Source organism: Allobosea eneae (genome assembly GCF_042657265.1).
GTDB lineage: Bacteria > Pseudomonadota > Alphaproteobacteria > Rhizobiales > Beijerinckiaceae > Allobosea > Allobosea eneae.
This window is the reverse complement of sequence record NZ_JBHSLW010000076.1, coordinates 80,256-103,524: the sequence shown is the minus strand read 5'-3', so window position 1 is coordinate 103,524 and position 23,269 is coordinate 80,256. Positions and strand designations below refer to the sequence as shown.

Below are 23,269 nucleotides of genomic sequence, written 5' to 3'. Positions count from 1 at the left end.
AGCGACGCCATGACCACTCCCATCCTCGAACTCGACGGCGTGGTCGGCGGCTACGGCGCCATGACCATCCTCAACGGGACGACGTTCAAGGTACCGCGCGCGGCGATCACCACGGTGATCGGCCCGAACGGCGCCGGCAAGTCGACCGTGTTCAAGGCGATCTTCGGCCTGCTCAAGGTGCGCGAGGGCCATATCCGGCTGGAAGGCCAGGAGATCACGAACTGGAACCAGCGCAGGCTGCTGGAAGCCGGCATCTGCTATGTGCCGCAGGGCCGCAACATCTTCCCCGAGCTCTCGGTGCGCCACAATATCGAGCTTGGCGCGGTCGCAGCCGGCAGCCACATCACCGACATGCCCAGGCGGATCGAGGCGGCGCTCGACCGCTTCCCGTCGCTGCGGGCCAAGGCGGACGTCCAGGCCTCGACGCTTTCCGGCGGCCAGCAGAAGCAGCTCGAGATCGTGCGCGGCCTGCTGCTCGATCCCAAGCTGGTGCTGATCGACGAGCCCTCGATCGGGCTCTCGCCAATGATGGTGCAGGAGACCTTCGACATCCTGAAGGAGTTGCGCGCCAAGGGCGTCACCATCCTGATGGTCGAGCAGAATGCCCGCTCGGCCCTGGAAATCTCGGATGAAGGCCTGGTGCTGGAGCTCGGCCGCACCCGCATGCAGGGGCCAGCGGCTGACATCCTCGCTGATCCACGCGTCCGCCAGCTCTTCCTCGGCGGCGCGATGACGGAAGCGGCGTGATGGCGTCTCGTCGTCATTGCGAGCGTAGCGAAGCAATCCAGGAGCGGCAGCACTCTACGTCCTCCTGGATTGCTTCGTCGCTACGCTCCTCGCAATGACGGACCACGCGATCTGACTACGGAGCCCATATGAACCCGACCTCGATCGCCACCGTCTCGCTCTCCGGCGATCTCGCCGACAAGCTGCGCGCCATCGCTGCCGCCGGCTTCGACGGGGTCGAGGTCTTCGAGAACGACTTCCTGACCTTCGACGGCAATCCGCGCGATGTCGGCAAGATGATCACCGACCTCAACCTCGCCATCGTCGCCTTCCAGCCCTTCCGCGATTTCGAGGGCATGCCGGAGCCGCTGCGCGGGCGCACCTTCGAGCGGGCGCGGCGCAAGTTCGAACTGATGAACGAGCTCGGCGCAAAGCTGATGCTGATCTGCTCGAACGTCTCGCCGCAATCGCTCGGGGGCATCGACCGCGCCGCCCACGATCTCAACGAGCTCGGCGATCTCGCAGCGAAACATGGCGTGCGCGTCGGCTTCGAGGCCTTAGCCTGGGGCCGCCACGTCAACGACTATCGCGATGCCTGGGAGATCGTGCGCCGCGCCAATCATGACCGTATCGGCCTGATCCTCGATTCCTTCCACACGCTGGCGCGGCGCTCGCCGCTGGAGCCGATCGCCTCGATCCCCGGCGACCGGATCGAGCTGGTCCAGCTCGCCGACGCGCCGCTGCTCGACATGGACGTGCTGAGCTGGAGCCGGCATTTCCGCAATTTCCCCGGCCAGGGCGACCTGCCGGTCGCCGACTTTCTTCGTGCGGTCGAGGCGACCGGCTATGCAGGCCCGCTCTCGCTCGAAATCTTCAACGACCAGTTCCGCGCCGGCTCGGCCAAGCGCGTCGCGGTCGACGGTTTGCGCTCGCTGATCCAGCTCGCCGACCAGACGGCGCGACTGAACGATCCGGCCAAGGCGGAGATGCCGGACCGGGCGCCATTGCTCGGTGTCGAGTTCATCGAGTTCGCGCTCGACGAAGAGCCGGCGCAGGCGCTGGCAAGCCTGTTCAGCGCGCTCGGCTTCCACAAGAGCGGCGAGCATCGCAGCAAGTCCGTGACGCGCTGGAGCCAGGGCGGCATCAACCTGATCGTCAATACCGAGAAGGACGGCTTCGCGCAGTCGCATGCGATCATGCACGGGCCCGGCGTCTGCGCGCTGGCGTTGCGCGTCGGCGATGTCGCGGCGACGATGGCGCGCGCCCGGGCGCTGAAGGACACGACCTTCGAGCAATCGGTCGGGCCGGGCGAGATGGAGATCCCGGCGATCCGCGGCGTCGGCGGCAGCCTGATCTACTTCACCGAACCGCGCCCGGACGGCGCCCAGAGCTGGCATGACGACTTCATCGCCACCGGCGACGGCGCAAACGCCCCTGCCCTGCTCACCGAAGTCGATCACATCTCGCAGTCGATGGACTATGACGAGATGCTGTCCTGGCTCTTGTTCTACACCTCGCTCTTCGCGCTCGACCGCATCCCGCAGCTCGCCATCGCCGATCCGGCCGGGCTGGTGCAGAGCCGGCCGCTGGTCAATGCGGACGGCTCGGTGCGCCTCATTCTCAACGGCTCGCAGGCGACGCGGACCCTGTCCTCGCGCTTCGTCTCCGAGCATTTCGGCTCGGGCGTGCAGCACATCGCCTTCACCTCGCCTGACATCTTCGCAGCGGTGGCGGCGATGCGCGCCGCCGGGCTCGATTTCCTCGATATCCCCGAGAACTATTACGACGACCTCGAAGCCCGCTACGGGCTGGAGCCGGAATTCCTCGACCGTTTGCGCGAGCACCACATCCTCTATGACCGCGACGGCGAGGCCGAGTTCCTGCAGGTCTACACCCACGTCTTCGCCCAGCGCTTCTTCTTCGAGATCGTCGAGCGGCGCGGCGGCTATGCCGGCTTCGGCGCGGTCAATGCGCCGGTCAGGCTGGCGGCACAGGCGCGCGAGGCGCGGCCGGTGACGGTGCCGCGCCCGCTGCATGAGGATTGACGCCCCGCAGCGCCGGCCATTGTCTGACGATGATTGTGGCCATGGGTGCCCGGGGCCGCGCCCAGGCACCCATGGCCGCCGCCCGGACTGAGCCTTGGGGAGGACCAGCTCAGCCGCGCAGCATCTGCATCGCAGCGGGATAATAGCGGAAACCATCGCCGGCCTTGGCGAGATTGCCGAAGCCCGGCCAGGCAAAATGATAGGACATCACTGGCGTCTTCTGCTCGGCCAGCATGGTCAGCAGCTTCACCCGCGACTGCACCGACATCTTCGGGTCCCAGTCATAGGCGAATTCGACGCGTGGATTCTCGGTCAGCAGGATCGGGTGGTGGGTGAGATCGCCTAGGAAGACGAAGGACTTTCCGCCCGAGGAGACGTTGAAGATGGTGTGGCCGGGGCTGTGGCCCGGCGCCGAGATCGCGGTGATGCCCGGCAGGAACTCCTGCCCATCCTTGAAGAAGACGACGCGGTCACGCACCGGGCGGAGATTGGCGCGGGCATGTTCGCCGAAGGCCTTGAACGGCGTGCCGAGCCGGGCGTCGTCAAGCCAGAAGTCATGATCGACTTGGCTGATATAGATCTGCGCATTGGGAAAGTTCGGCTTGCCCTCCGCCGAGCAGATGCCGCCGGTATGGTCGATATGAGCATGGCTGCAGACGATGGCGTCGATCGATGCCGGGTCGATGCCCGCCTCCTGCATGCTTTTGAGCAAGCGCCCTGTCGTCGGGCCGAAGGCCTTGGAGAAGCCCATGCCGGTGTCGAACATCACAAGCCGGTCGCCGAAATTGACGATCGGAATGTTCTGCTCGAGCACGACATTGTCCTTCGCCAGGAAATTCGCCTCGAGAAGGCCGTAGACCTGCTCCTTCGGCAGGCCGAGGAAGCTGGAACCGGGATCGCCCAGCGGCAACGGCCCATCCGAGACCACCGTGACCTCGGCTTGGCCGAGCGCGAAGCGGTAGTAATAGGGCACCTGGCTGTTCGCGAGCGGGGCCTTGGCGACGGCGCCGCCGGGCCAGGCCGCGCCGGCGGCGAGCGCGGCCGCGCCGGTGAGGAAGCCGCGGCGGCTGGTGAACGGGATGAGCAGGTTCGACATGGCGTTCCTCCGGGTGGAAAGGGAGCGGCGTCAGGCGCCGTCTTCTTCGCCGGGCAGCCTTGCGTCGCGTCAGGCCTTGCCGGACAGGAAAGATGCACGCCCGCGCAGTGGACGGCCAATAAGGCTTCGCTCTAGTCTGCATAAGCGAAAGCTCGCGCTCGCGGGCCAATGAAGGGGAACGGGACGACGATGGATCTGCGCCAGTTGCGCTATTTCACGGCCATCGTCGAACAGGGCTCGTTCTCCAAGGCGGCAGTCAAGCTCAGGGTGGCGCAGCCGGCGCTGAGCCAGCATCTGCGCCATATGGAGGACGAGCTCGGCGTCGCCCTGCTGCATCGCGGCACGCGCGGCGTGCAGCCGACCGAGGCGGGGGAGCGCCTGCTCGCCAAGGCCCGCATCATCCTCGCCGAATTCGCCGAACTGCGCGACAGCGTGCGCGGCGAGCAGGCGGCGCCGGCCGGCGAGGTCAGGATCGGCCTGCCAGGTACGGTCAGCGAGCAGTTCAGCGTGCCATTGATCGAGGCGACGCAGGAGCGTTTTCCCGATGTACGCATCCGCGTCGCCGAGGCTATGAGCGGCTTCGTGCTCGACTGGCTGCGCAAGGGCGAGGTTGATCTTGCGGTGATCTACTCGACCTCCGATCCGAAGGGGCTCGGCATCCACCATGTCCTGACCGAGGAGCTCTGCCTCTTCGGCATCCCGGCTCTGACGGCACTGAAGACCGCACCCGGCCAGGCGGTGACGCTGACCGAGGCCGCCGGGCTCGACCTGATCCTGCCCGGGCCGGGCCATGGCCTGCGCGACCAGATCGACGAAGCGGCAGCGGGCATCAACGCCACCGTCCATGCCGCGGTCGAGATCGAATCCTATACGCAGATCAAGCGCCTGGCCGAGCGCGGCCTCGGCTACAGCATCCTGCCGCGCATGGCGGTGAGGGCGCAGGAGAAGGCCGGCATCTTCCAGACTTGGCCACTGGAAGAACCTTCGCTCTATCGCAAGGTCTACCTGGCCTATTCGACCGAGCGGCCGATGACGGCCGCGGCCCGCGCCATCGGCCAGCTCTCCTGGGAGATTCTGCGCGGCCTCGTCGCCGACGAGCGCTGGACCGCGACGCTGGGCGACGAGACCGATCCGCCCGCCTTATACGGCTGATCGGGATTTCGTCTTTGACAGGCGGCGCGGCGAGCCGAACACTCGCCGTCAAATCAGCTCACGAGGATACGCCTTGAAGACTCGCGCCGCCGTGCTGCACGCCAGCCCCGTCACCGCGCCCTATGCGCAGTCGAAACCGCTTCGGATCGAGGAGGTCGAGCTCGCCCCGCCGACGATGGGCGAGGTGCTGGTCAGGGTTCGGGCCGCGGGCCTCTGCCATTCCGATCTCTCGGTGATCGACGGCAACCGGCCGCGCCCGGTGCCGATGGTGCTCGGCCATGAGGCCGCCGGCGAGGTCGAAGAGGTCGGCCCCGGCGTCACCGACCTCAGGAAGGGCGACCGCGTCGTCATGGTCTTCGTACCCTCCTGCGGCCATTGCGCGCCGTGCAGCGAGGGGCGCCCTGCCTTGTGCGAACCCGGCAACGCCGCCAACGGCGTCGGCGAGTTGATGGCGGGCGGGCGCCGGCTCTCGCAGAACGGCCAGCCGGTGCACCATCATGTCGGCGTCTCCGCCTTCGCCGAGCACACGGTGATGTCGCGCCATTCGCTGGTCAAGATCGAGGCCGATATCCCGCATGAGATCGCGGCGCTGTTCGGCTGCGCCGTGCTGACAGGCGTCGGCGCCGCCGTGAACACCGCCAAGGTCCGCGCCGGCGAGACGGCGGCGGTCGTCGGGCTCGGCGGCGTCGGCCTCTCCGCATTGCTCGGCGCGGTCGCCTGCGGCGCCTCGCGCGTCATCGCCGTCGACCTCTCGGACGAGAAGCTGAAGATCGCCCGCGAGCTCGGCGCGACCGACACCTTCAATGCCGGCGCGCCCGATGTCGTCGAGGCGATCCGCGCCGCCACGAAGGGGGGCGTCGACCATGGACTCGAAATGGCCGGCTCGGTGAAGGCGCTGGAGCTCGCCTACCAGATCACGCGGCGCGGCGGCACGACGACCACGGCCGGCCTTGCCAATCCCGCCCATACGATGGCGCTGGCGCCGGTCCGGCTCGTCGGCGAAGAGCGGACACTGAAGGGCTCCTATGTCGGCTCCTGCATCCCGGTGCGGGACATCCCGCGCTTCATCGACCTCTACCAGCGCGGCCGGCTGCCGGTCGACAAGCTCTGGACCAGCTCGAGCCCACTCGACGGCATCAATGAGGGTTTCGACGCGCTGAACGAAGGCCGGACGATCCGGCACGTCATCCAGATGTAGGGATCATGCGCTTGCCGTTGCCGCGCGCGGCGCAAGCGCGGCGGCAAGCGCCGCCGCCAGCATGAGCGCGACCGCAAGCCCGGCGAGCGCTGCGAAACCGGCGCTGGCATAGAGCGGCCCGAAGCCCGTCGTCCCGGCGAACAGCGCGAGATAGGTGACGCCGCTGTTGAGCCCCATGATCGCGCCGCGACGGCCGGGATCGAGCGCCGCGAGCCGCAGGATCAGCACGTTCAGCGCGGCGTGATTGGCCATCCCCCAGCAGAAGACGACGGCGAGCAGGGCCGGATAGGAGGCGGAGGCAGCGGTCATCGCCAGATAGACAGCACCGACCACCGCAAAGAACAGCGGCAGCAATCGGGCGGGACCGAGCCGGTCGATCCAGCGGTCGAGGAAGGTCGTCGCCCCGAAGCCGAGGCCATAGCACAGTGCCAGCAGGCCACCGGCACTGACCGGCAGGCCGAGCCCGCGATGCAGATGGTCGCCGACATAGGCATAGACGCCGTAGAACGAGGCCATGAAGGCGGCGCAGGCGAGCAGCAGCGGTGCGATGCCGGGAACGCGCAGGGCCAAAAGCGGCGACGGCGCGGCGCGTCCGGTCGCAGTTCCACCCGCGGTCAGCTTTGTGGTCCCGGCCATGGCGGCGAGGCCGACGACGACGACGATGCCGTAGACCATGCGCCAGCCGAAGAGGTCGGCGATCACCGCCGAGAGCGAGACACCGGCGACCATGCTCAGCGTCCAGCCGAACAGGACGATGCCGAGCGTATCGCTTTCGCGGCCGGCCGGCGCCGCCAGCGCGGCGAGCGTATAGATCGACGGCAATGCGAGGCCGGCGGCGAGCCCGGCCAGCAATTGCGCGCCGACGAAAGCCGGCAGGGCTGGTGCCGCCCCGCTCGCCGCGAGGGCCGCCAAAAAGGCAAGCAACGCGTAGCGCAGGACCCGGCCCGCGCCGAAGCGGTCGATCAGCCCGGCGAGCAGCAGAGCGCTCGCCGCGGTGCCGATGCCGAAGGCGGCCGAGGCCGTCATCAACGCCGGCACGCCGGAGGCGAAGCTCTCCGCCACGCGCGGGGCGATCGGCCCCAACGCCAGCGAGTTGGCGCCGACGAGGCCGATGCACAGGCAAAGTGCATAGGCTGCGGCTGGAATACGGGGCGCTTCCGAAGTTGTTTGATTTGCATTCGTCATTTCTACAGAATGACCGAATGAAATTCCGGTTCAATTGGAGATCGACGAATGCTCGAAAAAACAGATAGCGTTCGGCGCAACCGCGGGTCCGAGCGCGAACTCGATGCGATGGACCGAAAGCTGTTAGGCGTCCTGGTCGAGGACGCGACGATCAGCTACGCCGATCTCGGCGAGCGTGTCGGCCTGTCGCCTCCGGCGGCGCATGAGCGGGTGAAGCGGTTGCGGCGCTGCGGCGCGATCAAGCGGGTTGCGGCGCTGATCGAGCCGGAGGCGACCGGCAAGACGCTGCTCGCCTTCGTCCATGTCGATACCACCGGCTGGGGCAAGACGACGACGCTCTTGGCGATCGAGGCCCATCCCGAGGTCGAGGAGATCCATTCGGTCGCCGGCGACACCTGCATGATGCTGAAGGTGCGCACGCAGAGCACGCACGCGCTCGAGGGCCTGCTGGCGAAGATCTACGACGTGCCCGGCGTCACCGCGACGCGCAGCTATGTCGTGCTCTCGACCTACCTGGAACGGCCGGTCCAGCCTGGCATCACCGGCGAATGGCCAGGGCGGGTGAAGGCCCCTCGGCTGCCGGCCCCAGCCGGCGCGGGCTGAGCCTCAGCCGAACATGGCGGAGGTGCTCGCCGGCTTGGCCGCGAATGGCACCTTGAGATGATGCAGCCGCAGCGGCTGGTGCAGGACATAGCCGCCCTTGTCATGGTCCGACAGCGCCTCGAAGCGCGCGAGCAGCTTGCCGCGCGCTGCCTGCGCCCGCTTCTCGCGCGCGGGATCGATCACGACGGCACGCTCGAGGAAGGCCTCGGCATCGGCAAACGTTTCGATGCGGTCGTATTCGATCTGCCTGATTTCGCTGACGATGCCGAGCCGCCTTGCCCTGACGATCGCATCCTGCGCCGCCTGCCGGACCTCGGTCTCGTCCTCGATCAACCGCAGCGCATCGAAGAACGATCCTTCCGACAGGGGTTCGACGACGATGACGCTGCCACCCTTGCCGACGACGCGGGCGGCCTCCTCCAGCGCCAGAAGCATGTCGGGGATGGGAATATGGTGCAGGCTGTTGAGGAAAATCGCGGCGTGCATGCTGGTATCGCCGAAGGGCAGAAGCTGAGCGCAGCCCTGCTTGAGCACCGCCTTCGGCACGAGCGTCTGCGCGACCTCCAGCATCGCCTCGTCCGGATCGAGCCCGGCGACGCTGGCGCCTCGCTCGGCCAGCGCCTGCAGCAGGCTGCCCCGGCCACAGCCGATATCGAGGATGCGCCGGCCCTGCAGGGGCGCAAGTAATCCTCCCAGGATATCGACGGTATCGCCTGCCGGCAGCGTCCACATGGGTCAATCAATGCTTGCGCCCGCTACCGGGCGCAAGCCCTGCTCCCGCACGATCCCAAGCTACTCCTTACGGATGACAACCTGGCCGCGCTCTACGCGTTCCCCGTCACCCGTGCTTGTGCACGATCGTCTTGGCGACGGCGAACTCCTCCAGCGCCATGAAGCCCTTCTCGCGGCCATGGCCGCTCTTGCCGGTGCCGCCGAAGGGCAGTTCGATGCCGCCGCCGGCGCCATAGCCGTTGATGAAGACCTGGCCGGCGCGGACGCGCTTGGCGACACGCTGCTGGCGTCCGCCGTTATTGGTCCAGACGCCGGCAACGAGCCCATAGGGCGTGGAATTGGCGAGCTTCACCGCATCCTCCTCGTCGTCGAAGGAGAAGGCGGCGAGGACGGGCCCGAAGACCTCCTCCTGCTCCAGCCGGTTGCCGCGCGGTACCTGGCCGAACAGGGTCGGGGTCACGTAGAAGCCGCCATTGGGCACGCCCTGCGCGATCGCGCCCTCGGCGAGCACAGGGACGCCCTGCTCGCGGGCCTGATCGACGAAACTCTGCACCCGGCCACGCTGCTTGGCGTTGATCACCGGTCCGCAATCGAGATCCATCTCGGGCGTGCCGGCGCGCAGCTTGGAGAACTGCCTGGCGACGGCGCCGACGAAATCGTCATAGACGGTCTTCTGCACCAGCACGCGGCTGCCGGCCGAGCAGGTCTGCCCGGTGTTCTGGACGATCGCCTTGCAGACGATCGGCACGGCGGCGTCGAAATCGGCGTCGTCGAACACGATCTGGGGCGACTTGCCGCCGAGCTCGAGCGTGCAGGTGATGAAATTGTCGGCGCAGGCCTTCTGGATGATCTGGCCGACCTGCGGCGAACCGGTGAAGGAAATGAAGCCGACGCCGGGATTGCGGCAGAGCGCCTCGCCCGCCTCATGGCCGCGGCCGGTGACGATGTTGATGGCGCCATCGGGGAAGCCGACCTCGGTGGCGAGTTCGGCGAGGCGCAGCGCGGTCTGGCAGGCATCCTCGGCCGGCTTGAGCACCACCGCATTGCCCATTGCGAGCGAGGCGGTCAGCGAGCGGCCGAACATCTGAGCCGGATAGTTCCAGGGCAGGATATGGCCGGTGACGCCATAGGGCTCGTGAATGACGCTGACATTGTAGCCGTTGAGGAACGGGATGATGTGGCCGTGGACCTTGTCGGCCGCGCCGCCATAGAACTCGAAATAGCGCACGGTCGCCTCGATATCGGCGCGCGCCTGCGCCATCGGCTTGCCGGTGTCCTGCGCCTCGATCTTCGCCAATTCGTCGAAATGATCCTGGACCTTGAGGGCGAGCCTGGAGATCAGCCGGCCGCGCTCGGCGGCGGTCAATCTGCCCCAGGCGCCTTCATAGGCGGCGCGGGCAGCCCGCACCGCATCATCGATGTCTTCGGCATTCCCGCAGGCGATGCGGGTGAATTCCTCGCCGGTCGCCGGAGCGAGCACCGCCATGGTCTCGCCGGTGCGGCCGGCGACATGCCGGCCGTTGATGAAGTGCTGGGTCATGTAGCCGTCCTTCCAAATGCTTCGAAGCGAACCTCGACCTGTCCTCTCCCCCCTTGTGGGGGAGAGCTTGAGAGGGGGGTAGTCAGCCGCGCGGTCGGACGCGTTGCATCCGCCGCACGGCAAATCATCCGGGGCAGCGCCTGGCATACCCCCCTCCCAACCCTCCCCCGCAAGGGGGAGGGCTTATCCCGTGGCATTCAATGCAGCCCGGCCGCGGCGAGCGAGCTTTCGGCCAATTGGGTTTCGCTGACCTCGCCGCGCTCGATCGCATAGGCCCGGCCCGCGAAGTTGCGCAGCAGACTGGGGTTGGATTCGGTGATCAGCAAGGCGATGTCGGGATGGCTGTCGCGCAGGGCGCGCAGTGCGGCGGCATAGCGGTTGGCCAGAACCGGGGCAAGCCCTTGGAAGGGCTCGTCCAGCAGGATGACGCGGCTGCCGATCATCAGCGCCCGGGCAAGAGCCGCCATCTTGCCCTGCCCGCCGGAGAGCCCCGCCGCCGGGCGCTGACGCAGATCGGCGAGCTCGGGCAGCACCGCGTAAATTCGCTCCAACCTTCTTTCGATCTCGGCCTCCCCGAGCTTCATCACCTCGGCCGGCAGGCGGATGTTCTCCTCGATGGTGAAGGTCGAGAACAGCCGGCGATCCTCCGGCGCATAGCCGATGCCGAGGCGCGGCCGCTCATGCGCCTTCACGCTGTCGAGCGGCTTGCCGTCGAAGCTGATCGCGCCACCGGTCACCGTCATGAAGCCCATGATGGCGCGCAGCAGGCTGGTCTTGCCGGCGCCGTTGCGGCCGATCAGCGCGACGGTCGCGCCCTCCTCCAGCGACAGCGAGGCCCGGCGCAGCACCTGCACGCCTTCGATCTCGGCCGAGAGCTCCCTGATCTCCAGCATGAGCTAGACCCTGCCATGGTCGAGAGGAGCCGCCCCGTCATTCCGGGGCGGCCCGCAGGGCCGAGCCCGGAACCCATGAACACGGCGCCATGAGGCCGGGCGCGGCGATGGCAGCGCAAATCCTGCGCCGTCAGTGGCCATGGATTCCGGGCTCTTCGCTGCGCGAAGCCCCGGAAAGACGGAGGTGGCTCCATATGAAATCCGCATGATCAGACCCCCACCCCGATTACGGTCTCACGCACCTCCGGATGGCTAAGGATCTCCTCCGGCGTGCCCTGATGGGCGATGCGCCCGCCCGTCCAGACCGCGACGCGATTGGCGTAGCGGGCGACCACATCCATGTCGTGCTCGACGAAGACCGCGGTGGTGGCGCGGGCGTCGAGCACGTGGGTCAGCGTGTCCATCACCTGGAATTTCTCGGTCGAGGACACGCCGCTGGTCGGCTCGTCCATGAAGATCAGCTTCGGTTCGAGCGCGAGCGCGACGGCGATGTCGATCAGCTTGCGCATGCCTTCGGGCAGTTCGCGGACGATGCGGTTGCCGGTCGCCTTCAGGCCGACCAGATCGAGCAGCGCCCACATCTCCTGCGCCTTCGGATGGCGCTGCATGGCGAGGAAGGGCGACCAGGAACCCTCACGGGCGGAGAGCGCCAGCAGCAGGTTCTCGATCACGGTGTTGTCGAGGAAGAGCTGCGGGATCTGGAAGGAGCGGCCGATGCCGAGGCGGGTGATCGCCTGCGGCGACAACTTCGTCACGTCCTGACCGTTGAAGACCACTCGGCCGAATTGCGGCTTGAGATACCCGGTGCAGAGATTGATGAAGGTGGTCTTGCCGGCGCCGTTCGGGCCGATGATGGCGATGCGTTCGTTCGCCGCGACCTTGAGCGAGGCGCCATTCGCCGCCTGCACGCCGCCGAAGCGCAGGTGGAGGTCATCCGCCTCGAGGATGACGCCGCTCATCGCCGGCCCTCCTCGCGCTGCGGCCTGCTCTTGCCGGCGACGATGCCGTAGAGGCCCGCCGGGGCGAAGAAGATGATGACCAGCAGCATGACGCCAAGCACCGCATGCCAGGTCTCGGGCGCGTAGACCGCCGCATAGCCGCGAATGATCTGGAACATCAGCGCGCCGAGGAAGGGGCCGGCGACGCCGCCGATGCCGCCCAGGATCGCGATGAAGACGAATTCCCCGGAGCGCACCCAATAGGCCAACTCCGGCGTCACATGGCCGGAGACGAGCGCGATGATCGCGCCGCCCAGTCCCGCCAACAGGCCGGAGAGCAGATAGGCGCCGTAGAGCACCTTGCGCGGGGAGACGCCGAGATATTCGAGCCGGGTTTCGTTCGACTTGATCGCCTCAAGCGCCTTGCCGCCGGGCGAAAGCAGATAACGGGCGACGAAAAGCGCGGCGAGGATGCAGAGCACCAGCGTGACGTAGAAGGTGGCGAGCTCGAACTGCTCGCGGCCGAATTCGATGCCGGCGAAGCTCGGGCGGGGCACGCGCTTGCCGTCGGCGCCGCCGGTGATCGGGAAGAGCTTCTCCAGCAAGGAAAAGAACACCATGGAGATGGCGAGGTTGAGCATGCCGAAGAAGATCGCGCGGTAGCGCACGACGAAGAGGCCGACGATCGCCGCAAGCAGCCCCGAGGCCGCCATGCCGACCGGGATCAGGATCAGCGCCTCGTGCCCGAGCTTGGCCGCCGCCAGGAAGGCGACCGCATAGGCGCTGAACGAGAAGAACAGGCCATGGCCGAAGGAGACCTGGCCGGCGCGCAGCAAGACCATGATGCCGAGCGCCGCGAGGCCCTCGCACAGCGCCACGGTCAGGATCACCGTCGACCAGGGCGAGAACAGCGGGAAGACCGCGAGCGCCGCGATCAGCGCGAGGCCGAAGACGAGCTGGCGCGCCATCACACCTTCCTCGTCTGCACGGTCGAGAACAGGCCCTGGGGACGGACCAGCAGCACGAGCATCATGATGAGATAGGGGATCAGCACGTCGAATTCCGGCGCGAAATAGACCGCGGCCGAGCGCCCGAGCCCGATCAGCAGCGCCGCCACCGCCGCGCCCTCGATGCGGCCGAGCCCGGCCGTCGCGGCCACCGCGAAGGAGAGGACGAGCGTGCCGGCGCCGATGCCGGGGGTGAGCGAGGTCGTTGCCGAGGCGAGCGCGCCGCCAAGCGCCGCCAGCGATGCCCCGATGATGAAGGTGATCAGGTAGACCCGCGCCGCGTCGATGCCCATCGCGGTCGCGGCTTCGCGATCCTGCGTCACCGCGACGATGGCGCGGCCGAAGCTGGTGCGGCGGAGGAAGAAACGCAGACCCAGAAGCACCGCAGCTGCGACCAGCGGCATCAGGATGAGCTGGTAGGTCGTGTAGAAGATGCCGAAGACCTCGACCGTGCCGAGCCAGTTCATCGGCGCGTTGGCGAAATAGGGCTGCACGCCGAAGACCACCTTCTGCGCGTCTTCCAGGATCATGAAGACGGCGAAGGTGACGATGAGCTGCAGCACCTCCTCCTTGCCGTAGACGCGGCGCAGCAGGGCGATCTCGACGAGGCCGCCGACGAGGATGCCGACCAGCGCGGCGGCAAGCAGCAGGGTTGGAAAGGCGAGCCAGGTCGGCAGGCCGGCGGCGCCAAGCGCGAGCACGGAAGCCGCGGCGACATAGGCGCCGATCGCGTAGAACGAGCCATGGGCGACATTGACGATGCCGAGCACGCCGAAGATCAACGACAGCCCGACCGCGACCAGGAAGATCAGCGAGCCATAGGCCAGGCCGTCGAGGGCGGCGAGGAGGAGCATTTCAGGAGGCATGCGGTCCGTTCTTCAGATTCTGAGTTGGACGGCTGCTGTCAGCACGAGTCGTCCCGGGCGACCGAAGGGAGACCCGGGACCCATGCCTGAACCGTTCCGGCATGGGTCCCGGATCGGCGCCGCTGACGCGGCTTGTCCGGGACGACCAGTGCGGGGAAGGCAGGGTCACTTCGCGTAGTCGAAGGTCTCGATCGACTTGTCGGTGACGAGGTCCGGCTTCACCTTGGCGAACCAGTCGAGCGACTTCTCGCCGAGCGGCGTGGTCACCAGCTTGCCGGGGTAGAGCGCCATCTTGTCGTAGACGGCGAAGGGAAATTCCGGCACCCGCTTGGTCGTGCCGAGCAGCTGGTCTTCCAGCCCCTGATGGTCCTGGCGGATGGTGATCGTGCCGGTCAGCGACTTGAATTCCAGCCCCTCGAAGGCGGCGATGACCTCTTCCTTGCTCGGCCATTTGCCGCCGGCGCCGGCCTTCTCATAGGCCTTGGTCAACCCGGTCAGGGCCTGCTGCATGTGGAAGGTCGGGTAGATCGGATAGACGCCGGTCTTGTCCCTGTACTTCTTCACGAAGGCCTGCATCTCCGGCGTGTCCTTGTGCTTGGGGTGCCGCCAGTAATGATCGCCGCGGCTGCCCACGATCACGCCCTCCGGCAGGACATGGCCGAGCCGCTCCAGCGAGCTTTCGGCCAGCGGCAGCACGAAGGTCGACTGCTTCAGGAGCCCGCGCGCCGCGGCCTGCTGGACGAAGGTGTCGAGATCGCCACCCCAGGAGGTCGAGATCACGACATCGGGCCGCAGCGCCGACAGCCTTGTGATCTCGGTCGAGAAATCCGGCGCGCCGAATTTCGGGAAGAGCTCGGCGACGACGCGGACATCGGGCTTCAGCGCCTTGAGGCCGGCCTGCAGCAGCGCCCAGGATTCACGGCCCCAGGCATAGTCCTGGTTGACGACCGCGACCGATTTGAAGTCGGGCTTCACCTTCATCAAGTAGAGCAGCGTCGCCATCATCTCGGCGCCGGCATGTCCTTGCGTCCGGACGGAGTATTTCCATTTGCCGTCTTCGAAGATGGTCTGCGTGCCGCAATCCCACATCACGTTGACGACCTTGAGGTCCTCGGCGACCGGGGCGAGCGCGTTGCAGGAGCCGGACGAGATCGCGCCCAGCATCACCTGCGCGCCCTGCTCCTGCACGACGCGGCGATATTCGGAAAGGAGCTGGTTGGTGCCGGCGCCCTCGTCGACATAGACCGGCTTCAGCGGCACCCCGAGCACCCCGCCCTTGGCGTTGATCTCCTCGATCAAGAGGTCGGCGGCGTTGCGGCCGGGTACGCCGAACACGGAGGCGGGTCCCGACAGGAAGGTGGCGATGCCGACCACCAGTTCCTTCGGCTTGTCCTGCGCCAGAGCCGAGCTTGCGAGCAGCGCGCCGGCCAATGCGGCCGCCGCCAGTTTCATCGTCTTCATGAGCATCCTCCCTGAACCTCGCATGACATCGGGCGCTCTTGAGCGGCGCCTCGTCCGGCAAAAAGGGGCGCATAGAGGCCGCAGTCGGACAAGAAGGATAAAGCGATGAAGGCCATAGGGTTTTTCTATGGAGCCGGGCGCTATGGCCGCCATCGCGAAACGCTATTTGACTTGAGGCGCACGACAGCGGTCTTTCGCGACATCCTCAGCCCTCATCCTGAGGAGCAGCCGTCAGGCTGCGTCTCGAAGGATGCTCCAGAGCACACTGGAGCATCCTTCGAGACGCGAGCTTTGCTCGCTCCTCAGGATGAGGGCTCTTGGAAGATGAAGACGGCGCTTGGCGGACGAAGCAGACCAAAGATGACGAATGCTCTCGACGGAATCCTGGTGGTGGCGCTGGAGCAGGCCGTGGCCGCTCCGCTGGCGAGCTGCCGGCTCGCCGATGCCGGGGCCCGCGTCATCAAGCTGGAGCGTGAGGAAGGCGATTTCTCGCGCGGCTATGACGACTATGCCGGAGGCCTGTCCTCCTATTTCGTCTGGATCAACCGTGGCAAGGAATCCTGCCGGGTCGACCTCAAGGATCCGAAGGACCTCGCTCTGGTCGAAGCGATGCTGGCTGAGGCCGATGTCTTCATCCAGAACTTCGCGCCCGGCGCGACCGACCGGCTCGGGATCGGCAGCGAGGCGCTGCGCCAGCGCCATCCCAGGCTGATCACCTGCGACATCTCCGGCTATGCGCCCGGTACGCCGCACTACACCAAGAAGGCCTATGATCTCTTGATCCAGGCGGAAGCCGGCCTTGCCGCCGTGACCGGCAGCCCCGACTCCGGCCCGACGCGGATCGGTATCTCGATCGCCGACATCGCCACCGGCAATGCCGCCTATGCCGCGATCCTCGAAGCGCTGATCCGGCGCGGTCGCACCGGCGAAGGGTCGCGCATCCAGCTCTCGCTGTTCGACACCATCGCCGATCTGATGAACGTGCCCTATCTCACCCGGCGCTATGGCGGGATCGAACCGCCGCGGCTCGGTCTAGCCCACCCCTCGATCGCGCCCTATGGCGTGTTCCGCCTCGCCGATGCCGAGGTGCTGATCTCGATCCAGAGCGAGCGCGAATGGCAGATTCTGGCCCGCGACGTGCTGGACAATGACGGCCTGCTCGACGACCCACGCTTTGCCAGCAATGTGCTGCGCGTGCGCAACCGCCCTGCCCTCGATGCCGCGATCCAGGCGACGCTCGCCACCCGAACCTATGCCGAGACGGCGGCCGGGCTCGATGCCGCCCGCATCGCCTTTGGCACGGTCTCGACCATGGCCGACCTGATCGACCATCCGGCCGCGACGACCCTGCCCGTCCCGACCCCGAACGGCCCGATCGAGGTGCTGGCGCCGCCGGTGCTGGTCGACGGCAAACGCGTGCCGATGCGGGCGCCGCCCGGCCTCGGCGAGCATGACGAAGCGTTGCGCAGCGAGTTCGCGGCGAAGACGGTCCGATCAGCCTGAGATGAGCATGACGACATCCAACGACCATTCCGACATCCGCGAGGCGGTGGCGAGGCTCTGCGCCGATTTCCCCGGCAAGTACTGGCGCAAGCTCGATCGCGAGATGGCCTATCCCAGCGAGTTCGTGACGGCGCTGACGCAGAGCGGCTTCCTCTCTGCGCTGATCCCGGAGGAGTATGGCGGCGCAGGACTCACGCTCTCGGCCGCGGCGGCGATCATGGAGGAGATCCAGCGTCAGGGCTGCAATGGCGCCGCCTGCCACGCGCAGATGTATGTGATGGGCACGGTGCTCCGGCACGGCAGCGAGGACCAGAAGCAGCGCTATCTGCCGAAGATCGCCTCGGGCGAACTGCGCCTGCAGGCTTTCGGCGTCACCGAGCCGACCAGCGGCACCGACACCACCGCCTTGCGCACCACCGCCCGCCGCGAAGGCGATCACTACGTCGTCAACGGCCAGAAGATCTGGACCAGCCGGGCAGCGCAATCGGACCTGATGCTGCTGCTCGCCCGCACCACGCCGCGCGATCAGGTCGCGAAGCGCACCGAAGGGCTCTCGGTCTTCATCCTCGACATGCGCGAAGCCTTGAAGGATGGCCTCACGATCCGGCCGATCCGCACGATGATGAACCACGCCACCAACGAGGTCTTCTTCGACAATGTGAAGGTGCCGGCGGCCAACCTCGTCGGCGAGGAGGGCAAGGGCTTCCGCTATATCCTCTCCGGCATGAACGCCGAGCGCATCCTGATCGCGGCCGAATGCGTCGGCGATGCCAAATGGTTCATCGACAAGGCCTCGACCTACGCCAAGGAGCGCCAGGTCTTCGGGCGGCCGATCGGCCAGAACCAGGGCATCCAGTTCCCGATCGCCAGGGCTTACGCCAACATGCGCGCGGCGGAGTTGATGGTGCGCGAGGCGATCCGGCTCTACGAGGCCGGGGCCAATCCGGGCGCGGAAGCCAATATGGCCAAGATGCTGGCGGCGGACGCCTCCTTCGAGGCTGCCAACGCCGCCATCCAGACCCATGGTGGCTTCGGCTTCGCCGAGGAATACGACATCGAGCGCAAGTTCAGGGAGACGCGGCTCTACCAGGTCGCGCCGATCTCGACCAACCTGATCCTGTCCTATCTCGCCGAGCACGTGCTTGGCATGCCCAGAAGCTACTGAGCCCAATGAACATCGACCATCTGAAGTCCTGGATCGGCAAGAGCGAGCAGTCCTCCGACCTGATCACGCCGCGGCTGGTCGCCAGCTATGAGGCGACGTTCTCTCCTCACCTCGCACCATACCCGCAGGGCGAAGCGCCGCTCGCCTTGCACTGGTGCCTCGCGCCGCCGATCTCGCCGATGGCCGCGCTCGGCCGGGATGGGCACGCCGCCAAGGGCGAGTTCCTGCCGCCGGTCGAACTGCCGCGGCGGATGTGGGCGGGCGGGCGCATCGAGACGATCACGCCCTTGCGGACCGGCGACGAGGTCACCCGCCATTCGACCATTGGCGACGTCTCCTACAAGGAAGGCCGCAGCGGCCCGCTCTGCTTCGTCGCGGTCGATCATGAGCTGGTCACATCGCGGGGCGTCGCGCTGCGCGAGCGGCACAACATCGTCTATCGCGAGGCGGCCAAGCCGGGCGCCGAGCCGCCAGCAGCCGCCGCTCCGGCCGAGCGGCGCCCGGCCGACCTGACCTGGACGGTCGAGGCCGATCCGGTGCTGCTGTTCCGCTATTCGGCGATCACCTTCAACAGCCACCGCATCCACTACGATCAGCCTTATGTCACCGGCGTCGAGGGCTATGCCGGGCTTGTCGTGCACGGGCCGATCCAGGCGACGCTGATCATGAACATCATCGCCACCCTTTCCGGCAGCGAGCCGATCCGGCTCGACTATCGCGGGCTCGCGCCATTGATCGCCGGCGAGGCCTTCCAGGTGAAGGCGAAGCGGCTGGGCGACGGCGCCATCGCCGCCTGGACAGAGGGCGCCGACGGGCGGGTGCGGATGGAGGGCGTGAGCCGGTAACACGAGCGTCATTCTCGGACGGAGCGAAGCGCAGATCCGAGAATCTCATGACGAGAAGGCGCTGATGGCAGCCTCTTCCGGTCTGAGATGCTCGGGTCAAGCCCGAGCATGACGTTACCCCCGTGTCACGGTCCTGACATGGTGCTAGCGTCTTTCGCCGCACCTTGCTTCAGGAGCCGATGATGGACCGCGCCCGCAGTTTCAGCCGCCGTGACACGCTCAAGGCCGGGGCCGCCATCGCCGCAGCCGGCGCGCTCGCCAGCCCCCTCGCCGCGCAGGCTCCGGCCAAGCTCAAGCTCCGCCTGCTGGAGACCAGCGACCTGCACGTCAACGTCGTGCCTTACGACTACTTCCGCGACGCGCCCGACGACACGGTCGGCCTCGCCAAGACGGCGAACCTGATCAAGGCGGCGCAGGCGGAAGCCAGGAACAGCCTGCTCTTCGACAATGGCGACTTCCTGCAAGGATCATCGCTCGGCGATTTCGTCGCCTACAAGAAGGGGCTGAAGGCCGGCGAGACCCATCCGATGATCGCCGCGATGAACGCCCTGCCCTATCAGTGCGGCACGCTCGGCAATCACGAGTTCAATTACGGGCTCGAATTCCTCGAGAACGGCCTCGCCCGCGCCGAATTCCCGATCGTCTGCGCCAATGTCGACCGGGTCGGCGGCGGCACGCTGATCGAGCCCTGGCGCATCTTCGAGCAGAGCTTCGAGGACGAGGCCGGCACGAAGCATGTCCTCAACATCGCGGTGATTGGCTTCGTGCCGCCGCAGATCATGCAATGGGACAAGGGCAATCTCGACCGCAAGGTCACCGCAATCGACATCGTCGATGCCGCGCAGAAATACCTTCCGGAGATCGCGCTGGCCCATCCCGACCTGACCATCGCGCTCTGCCACTCGGGCATCGCCGGCGGCGAGCGCAAGGGCGGGGAGGAGAATGCGGCGCTGCACCTCGCCAAGCTCGACGGCATCGATGTCGTGCTGACCGGCCATCAGCATCTCGTCTTCCCCGGCGGCAAGGCTTTCGACGGCATTCCCGGCGTCGACAACAAGAAGGGCTCGCTGCATGGCAAGCCGGCCTGCCAGCCCGGCTTCTGGGGCTCGCATGTCGGCATCGTCGACCTCGAGCTGGAGAAGCGCGACGGGCGCTGGCGCATCGCCGACTTCAAGGTCGATCCCAAGCCGATCTATGAGCGCACGCCCGACCGCAAGATCGTGCCGAAGGCCGAGGTCGAGGCCGCCGTGCTGGCGACGGTGAAGGCCGACCATGAAGCGACGCTGAATTACATGCGCGAGCCGGTCGGCACGACCAGCGCCCCGATCAACAGCTATTTCGCCCTCGTCGCCGACGATCCCTCCGTGCAGATCGTGGCGGAGGCGCAGATCGCCTACGCCAAGCCCTTGCTGGCGCAGACGCCGTACAAGGACCTGCCGATCCTGTCGGCCGCAGCGCCCTTCAAATCGGGCGGGCGCGCCGGGCCGGCCTTCTTCACCGATATCCCGGCCGGGCCGATCGCGATCAAGAACGTCGCCGACATCTATCTTTATCCGAACACGGTGCAGGTCGTGAAAGTCAGCGGCGCGCAGATCCGCGAATGGCTGGAGCGCTCGGCCGGCATCTTCAACCGGATCGACATCGCCAGGACCGAGGAGCAGCCGCTGATCAATCCCGGCTTCCCAGCCTTCAATTTCGACGTGATCGACGGCGTCAGCTACCAGATCGACGTGACGCAGGCCTCGCGTTATGACGGCGACGGCAAGCTGGTGGCGCCAGGCGCCCATCGCATCGTCGAGCTCGCCTATCAGGGCAAGCCGATCGACGAGAAGGCTGAGTTCATCGTCGTCACCAACAATTACCGTGCCTCCGGCGGCGGCAATTTCCCGGGCACCAAGACGACGGTGGTGCTGGAGGCGCCCGACCTCAATCGCGACGTGATCGTGCGCTGCATCATCGAGAAGAAGACGATCAACCCGGCCGCCGACGGCAACTGGTCGCTGAAGCCGCTGCCGGCGAACGTCAACGTCACCTTCCCGACCTCCCCTGCCGCCGTCAACAAGAAGCCGGAAACGCTGAAGGCGCAGCCGATCGGCGATGCCGGCGAAGGCTTCGTGAAGTATCGGCTGGGCGGCTAACCGCTCAGGACCTGTTCTTCGTCGCCCAGCAGGCCGAGCCGCTCTGGACGCTGCGCCAGACACCGTTCGCCTTGCAGCCTTCGAGCGGCTGGCTGCAAACGCGGGCGATGCAGGCGGACGCGTTGTTGCTGACCTTGTTGCAGTTCTGCTCGCAGCTTTTGAACATTGCAGAGCAGGAGCTGGTGACCTGCTTGCAACCATCCTGCGCGGATGCCGGACCGCCGGCAAGCATGGCGAACGACGCCAGCGCAGCAACAATGAACACCAGTCTGACCACGGCCCGCCCCTCCGAAAGGAACCGATCGTGATCTCCGTCCCGCGCGTGTCAACAAGGCAAGATTGGTACCTCCGTCGCGCCGCCTCGCTCGATCGCCGCAATGCAACCCGCGCGTGACGCTCCGTACCTCGCCACCTGACCGGCACCTCGCCAATGTGCTAACAGGCCGCCATGCTCGCCCGCTTCTTCGCCTACTATCGCCCCCATCGCGGCCTCTTCCTGCTCGACTTCGGCTGCGCCGTGATCTCGGGCCTGCTCGAGCTCGGCTTTCCGATCGCGGTGAAGCTGTTCGTCGATCAGCTCCTGCCGAGCGGCAACTGGAGCCTGATCGTGCTGGCCTCGCTCGGCCTGCTGGTGATCTACCTGATCAATGCCGGCCTGATGGTGGTGGTGACCTATTGGGGCCACATGCTCGGCATCAACATCGAGACCGAGATGCGCCGCAAGGCGTTCGACCATCTGCAGAAGTTGTCCTTCGGCTGGTTCGACAACCAGAAGACCGGCCATCTGGTCGGGCGCCTGACCAAGGACCTCGAAGAGATCGGCGAGGTCGCCCATCATGGGCCGGAAGACCTGTTCATCGCGGTGATGACCTTCATCGGCGCCTTCGCGCTGATGCTGAGCGTGCATCCGCCGCTCGCCCTGATCACCGCGACGATCGTGCCGCTGATCGCCTGGCTGACCAGCCGCTATGGCCGGCGGATGACGGCGAACTGGCAAAAACTGTTCGGCAGCGTCGGCTCGTTCAACGCCCGGATCGAGGAGAATGTCGGCGGCATCCGCGTCGTCCAGGCCTTCGCCAACGAGGAGCACGAGCGCAGCCTGTTCGCGGTCGACAACCAGCGCTATCGCCGCACCAAGCTCGACGCCTATCGGCTGATGGCGGCCTCGACCTCGCTCTCCTATTTCGGCATGCGCCTGACCCAGATGGCGGTGATGATCGCCGGCGCCTATTACGTGCTGATCGGCGATCTCAGCGCCGGCGGCTTCGTCGGCTTCCTGCTGCTGGTGACGGTGTTCTTCCGGCCGATCGAGAAGATCAACTCGGTGATCGAGACCTATCCGAAGGGCATCGCCGGCTTCCGGCGCTACACCGAGTTCCTGGATACGCGGCCCGACATCGCCGACCTGCCGGGCGCCATCGCGGTCTCCGGCCTCAAGGGCGACATCGCCTATGAGAATGTCAGCTTCGGCTATACGCCGGACCGCACCATCCTGAAGGGGATCGACCTTGCGATCCGCGCCGGCGAGACCATCGCCTTCGTCGGGCCGTCAGGCGCCGGCAAGACCACGATCTGCTCGCTGCTGCCGCGCTTTTACGATGTCGATGGCGGCAAGATTACGATCGACGGCATCGATATCCGCCAGATGACGCTGGCCTCGCTGCGCGGCCAGATCGGCATCGTCCAGCAGGACGTCTTCCTCTTCGCCGGGACGCTCCGCGAGAACATCGCCTATGGCAAGCTGAGCGCGAGCGAGGACGAGATCGTCGAGGCCGCCCGGCGTGCGCGGCTGGACGAGATGATCGCGCGCCTGCCCGACGGGCTCGACACGGTGATCGGCGAGCGCGGCGTCAAGCTCTCGGGCGGTCAGAAGCAGCGCCTCGCGATCGCCCGCATGTTCCTGAAGAACCCGCCGATCCTGATCCTCGACGAAGCGACCTCGGCGCTCGACACCGAGACCGAGCGCGCCATCCAGGCCTCGCTCGCCGAGCTCTCGAAGGGCCGGACGACGCTCGTCATCGCGCATCGCCTGGCGACGATCCAGGATGCCGACCGCATCATCGTCATCGACGAGAGCGGCGTCGCCGAGCAGGGCCGGCATCAGGAGCTGGTACAGCGGCCCGGCATCTACCGACGCCTGCACGAGGCGCAGTATGGCGGCAGGGCGAGCTGAGAG

20 protein-coding genes are annotated in these 23,269 nt (G+C 66.9%); 10 read left to right on the top strand and 10 right to left on the bottom strand.

Going from position 1 to position 23,269, the window contains the following annotated elements:
- Window positions 1-9 precede the first annotated feature (9 nt).
- Together ACFPOB_RS28180 and ACFPOB_RS28175 are read left to right on the top strand one after the other, a co-directional pair.
- Window positions 10-747: an ABC transporter ATP-binding protein gene (locus ACFPOB_RS28180; RefSeq protein ID WP_377801574.1), complete on the top strand. Its 738-nt coding sequence runs from the start codon at window positions 10-12 to the stop codon at window positions 745-747.
- A gap of 128 nt (window positions 748-875) precedes the next feature.
- Window positions 876-2,771 (top strand): bifunctional sugar phosphate isomerase/epimerase/4-hydroxyphenylpyruvate dioxygenase family protein, encoded by a 1,896-nt coding sequence (locus tag ACFPOB_RS28175; protein ID WP_377801573.1) that lies wholly within the window; start codon window positions 876-878, stop codon window positions 2,769-2,771.
- Between the two features lie 109 nt (window positions 2,772-2,880).
- Here the strand turns inward: ACFPOB_RS28175 and ACFPOB_RS28170 are convergent, their stop codons facing one another.
- The gene (locus ACFPOB_RS28170; RefSeq protein WP_377801572.1) at window positions 2,881-3,867 is read right to left on the bottom strand and encodes an MBL fold metallo-hydrolase; all 987 of its coding nucleotides are present in this window, start codon (window positions 3,865-3,867) and stop codon (window positions 2,881-2,883) included.
- 189 nt (window positions 3,868-4,056) lie between these two features.
- Here ACFPOB_RS28170 and ACFPOB_RS28165 point away from each other — a divergent pair, with 189 nt between their 5' ends.
- Window positions 4,057-5,019: a LysR family transcriptional regulator gene (locus tag ACFPOB_RS28165; RefSeq protein WP_377801571.1), complete on the top strand. Its 963-nt coding sequence runs from the start codon at window positions 4,057-4,059 to the stop codon at window positions 5,017-5,019.
- 73 nt (window positions 5,020-5,092) lie between these two features.
- Window positions 5,093-6,217, top strand: coding sequence for a zinc-dependent alcohol dehydrogenase family protein (locus ACFPOB_RS28160; protein WP_377801570.1), 1,125 nt, complete (start codon window positions 5,093-5,095; stop codon window positions 6,215-6,217).
- 3 nt (window positions 6,218-6,220) lie between these two features.
- Here the strand turns inward: ACFPOB_RS28160 and ACFPOB_RS28155 are convergent, their stop codons facing one another.
- The gene (locus ACFPOB_RS28155; RefSeq protein ID WP_377801569.1) at window positions 6,221-7,402 is read right to left on the bottom strand and encodes an MFS transporter; all 1,182 of its coding nucleotides are present in this window, start codon (window positions 7,400-7,402) and stop codon (window positions 6,221-6,223) included.
- 48 nt (window positions 7,403-7,450) lie between these two features.
- Here ACFPOB_RS28155 and ACFPOB_RS28150 point away from each other — a divergent pair, with 48 nt between their 5' ends.
- Window positions 7,451-8,005, top strand: coding sequence for an Lrp/AsnC family transcriptional regulator (locus tag ACFPOB_RS28150; RefSeq protein WP_377801568.1), 555 nt, complete (start codon window positions 7,451-7,453; stop codon window positions 8,003-8,005).
- Between the two features lie 3 nt (window positions 8,006-8,008).
- Here the strand turns inward: ACFPOB_RS28150 and ACFPOB_RS28145 are convergent, their stop codons facing one another.
- The 7 genes from ACFPOB_RS28145 to ACFPOB_RS28115 all read right to left on the bottom strand — a co-directional run bounded on the left by ACFPOB_RS28145 (window position 8,009) and on the right by ACFPOB_RS28115 (window position 15,442).
- Window positions 8,009-8,737, bottom strand: coding sequence for a class I SAM-dependent methyltransferase (locus ACFPOB_RS28145; RefSeq protein ID WP_377801567.1), 729 nt, complete (start codon window positions 8,735-8,737; stop codon window positions 8,009-8,011).
- Between the two features lie 106 nt (window positions 8,738-8,843).
- Window positions 8,844-10,277: an aldehyde dehydrogenase family protein gene (locus ACFPOB_RS28140; RefSeq protein ID WP_377801566.1), complete on the bottom strand. Its 1,434-nt coding sequence runs from the start codon at window positions 10,275-10,277 to the stop codon at window positions 8,844-8,846.
- Between the two features lie 197 nt (window positions 10,278-10,474).
- Complete coding sequence (locus tag ACFPOB_RS28135) at window positions 10,475-11,170, bottom strand: ABC transporter ATP-binding protein (protein ID WP_377801565.1); 696 nt, start codon at window positions 11,168-11,170, stop codon at window positions 10,475-10,477.
- Between the two features lie 209 nt (window positions 11,171-11,379).
- Entirely contained in the window at window positions 11,380-12,129 is a 750-nt protein-coding gene (locus tag ACFPOB_RS28130) for an ABC transporter ATP-binding protein (protein WP_377801564.1), read from the bottom strand.
- Window positions 12,126-13,076 carry a branched-chain amino acid ABC transporter permease gene (locus ACFPOB_RS28125; protein ID WP_377801563.1) on the bottom strand — a complete coding sequence of 317 codons (951 nt, stop codon included), beginning with the start codon at window positions 13,074-13,076 and terminating at the stop codon, window positions 12,126-12,128. The genes ACFPOB_RS28130 and ACFPOB_RS28125 overlap by 4 nt, the downstream gene beginning before the upstream one ends.
- Entirely contained in the window at window positions 13,076-13,981 is a 906-nt protein-coding gene (locus ACFPOB_RS28120; protein ID WP_377801562.1) for a branched-chain amino acid ABC transporter permease, read from the bottom strand. The genes ACFPOB_RS28125 and ACFPOB_RS28120 overlap by 1 nt, the downstream gene beginning before the upstream one ends.
- 165 nt (window positions 13,982-14,146) lie before the next feature.
- The gene (locus ACFPOB_RS28115; protein WP_377801561.1) at window positions 14,147-15,442 is read right to left on the bottom strand and encodes an ABC transporter substrate-binding protein; all 1,296 of its coding nucleotides are present in this window, start codon (window positions 15,440-15,442) and stop codon (window positions 14,147-14,149) included.
- A 360-nt stretch (window positions 15,443-15,802) separates the two neighbouring features.
- Here ACFPOB_RS28115 and ACFPOB_RS28110 point away from each other — a divergent pair, with 360 nt between their 5' ends.
- The 4 genes from ACFPOB_RS28110 (at window position 15,803) to ACFPOB_RS28095 (ending at window position 21,093) form a co-directional block, all read left to right on the top strand.
- On the top strand, window positions 15,803-16,945 hold the full coding sequence (locus ACFPOB_RS28110; RefSeq protein WP_377801560.1) for a CaiB/BaiF CoA transferase family protein: 1,143 nt from the start codon (window positions 15,803-15,805) through the stop codon (window positions 16,943-16,945).
- A gap of 7 nt (window positions 16,946-16,952) precedes the next feature.
- Complete coding sequence (locus ACFPOB_RS28105) at window positions 16,953-18,110, top strand: acyl-CoA dehydrogenase family protein (RefSeq protein WP_377801559.1); 1,158 nt, start codon at window positions 16,953-16,955, stop codon at window positions 18,108-18,110.
- Between the two features lie 5 nt (window positions 18,111-18,115).
- Window positions 18,116-18,955, top strand: coding sequence for an HTD2 family dehydratase (locus tag ACFPOB_RS28100; protein WP_377801558.1), 840 nt, complete (start codon window positions 18,116-18,118; stop codon window positions 18,953-18,955).
- 179 nt (window positions 18,956-19,134) lie between these two features.
- Window positions 19,135-21,093: a bifunctional 2',3'-cyclic-nucleotide 2'-phosphodiesterase/3'-nucleotidase gene (locus tag ACFPOB_RS28095; RefSeq protein WP_377801557.1), complete on the top strand. Its 1,959-nt coding sequence runs from the start codon at window positions 19,135-19,137 to the stop codon at window positions 21,091-21,093.
- 4 nt (window positions 21,094-21,097) lie between these two features.
- Here ACFPOB_RS28095 and ACFPOB_RS28090 read toward each other — a convergent pair whose 3' ends face one another.
- Window positions 21,098-21,370: a hypothetical protein gene (locus ACFPOB_RS28090; RefSeq protein ID WP_377801556.1), complete on the bottom strand. Its 273-nt coding sequence runs from the start codon at window positions 21,368-21,370 to the stop codon at window positions 21,098-21,100.
- 171 nt (window positions 21,371-21,541) lie between these two features.
- Here ACFPOB_RS28090 and ACFPOB_RS28085 point away from each other — a divergent pair, with 171 nt between their 5' ends.
- Complete coding sequence (locus ACFPOB_RS28085; protein ID WP_377801555.1) at window positions 21,542-23,266, top strand: ABC transporter ATP-binding protein; 1,725 nt, start codon at window positions 21,542-21,544, stop codon at window positions 23,264-23,266.
- Window positions 23,267-23,269 lie beyond the last annotated feature (3 nt).

Bases quoted from the DNA above. Each gene is read 5' to 3' on its own strand.
- ACFPOB_RS28180 (WP_377801574.1), top strand. From the start codon at position 10: ATGACCACTCCCATCCTCGAACTCGACGGCGTGGTCGGCGGCTACGGC.
- ACFPOB_RS28175 (WP_377801573.1), top strand. From the start codon at position 876: ATGAACCCGACCTCGATCGCCACCGTCTCGCTCTCCGGCGATCTCGCC.
- ACFPOB_RS28170 (WP_377801572.1), bottom strand. From the start codon at position 3,867: ATGTCGAACCTGCTCATCCCGTTCACCAGCCGCCGCGGCTTCCTCACC.
- ACFPOB_RS28165 (WP_377801571.1), top strand. From the start codon at position 4,057: ATGGATCTGCGCCAGTTGCGCTATTTCACGGCCATCGTCGAACAGGGC.
- ACFPOB_RS28155 (WP_377801569.1), bottom strand. From the start codon at position 7,402: ATGACGAATGCAAATCAAACAACTTCGGAAGCGCCCCGTATTCCAGCC.
- ACFPOB_RS28150 (WP_377801568.1), top strand. From the start codon at position 7,451: ATGCTCGAAAAAACAGATAGCGTTCGGCGCAACCGCGGGTCCGAGCGC.
- ACFPOB_RS28145 (WP_377801567.1), bottom strand. From the start codon at position 8,737: ATGTGGACGCTGCCGGCAGGCGATACCGTCGATATCCTGGGAGGATTA.
- ACFPOB_RS28140 (WP_377801566.1), bottom strand. From the start codon at position 10,277: ATGACCCAGCACTTCATCAACGGCCGGCATGTCGCCGGCCGCACCGGC.
- ACFPOB_RS28135 (WP_377801565.1), bottom strand. From the start codon at position 11,170: ATGCTGGAGATCAGGGAGCTCTCGGCCGAGATCGAAGGCGTGCAGGTG.
- ACFPOB_RS28130 (WP_377801564.1), bottom strand. From the start codon at position 12,129: ATGAGCGGCGTCATCCTCGAGGCGGATGACCTCCACCTGCGCTTCGGC.
- ACFPOB_RS28125 (WP_377801563.1), bottom strand. From the start codon at position 13,076: ATGGCGCGCCAGCTCGTCTTCGGCCTCGCGCTGATCGCGGCGCTCGCG.
- ACFPOB_RS28120 (WP_377801562.1), bottom strand. From the start codon at position 13,981: ATGCCTCCTGAAATGCTCCTCCTCGCCGCCCTCGACGGCCTGGCCTAT.
- ACFPOB_RS28115 (WP_377801561.1), bottom strand. From the start codon at position 15,442: ATGAAGACGATGAAACTGGCGGCGGCCGCATTGGCCGGCGCGCTGCTC.
- ACFPOB_RS28110 (WP_377801560.1), top strand. From the start codon at position 15,803: ATGACGAATGCTCTCGACGGAATCCTGGTGGTGGCGCTGGAGCAGGCC.
- ACFPOB_RS28105 (WP_377801559.1), top strand. From the start codon at position 16,953: ATGACGACATCCAACGACCATTCCGACATCCGCGAGGCGGTGGCGAGG.
- ACFPOB_RS28100 (WP_377801558.1), top strand. From the start codon at position 18,116: ATGAACATCGACCATCTGAAGTCCTGGATCGGCAAGAGCGAGCAGTCC.
- ACFPOB_RS28095 (WP_377801557.1), top strand. From the start codon at position 19,135: ATGATGGACCGCGCCCGCAGTTTCAGCCGCCGTGACACGCTCAAGGCC.
- ACFPOB_RS28085 (WP_377801555.1), top strand. From the start codon at position 21,542: ATGCTCGCCCGCTTCTTCGCCTACTATCGCCCCCATCGCGGCCTCTTC.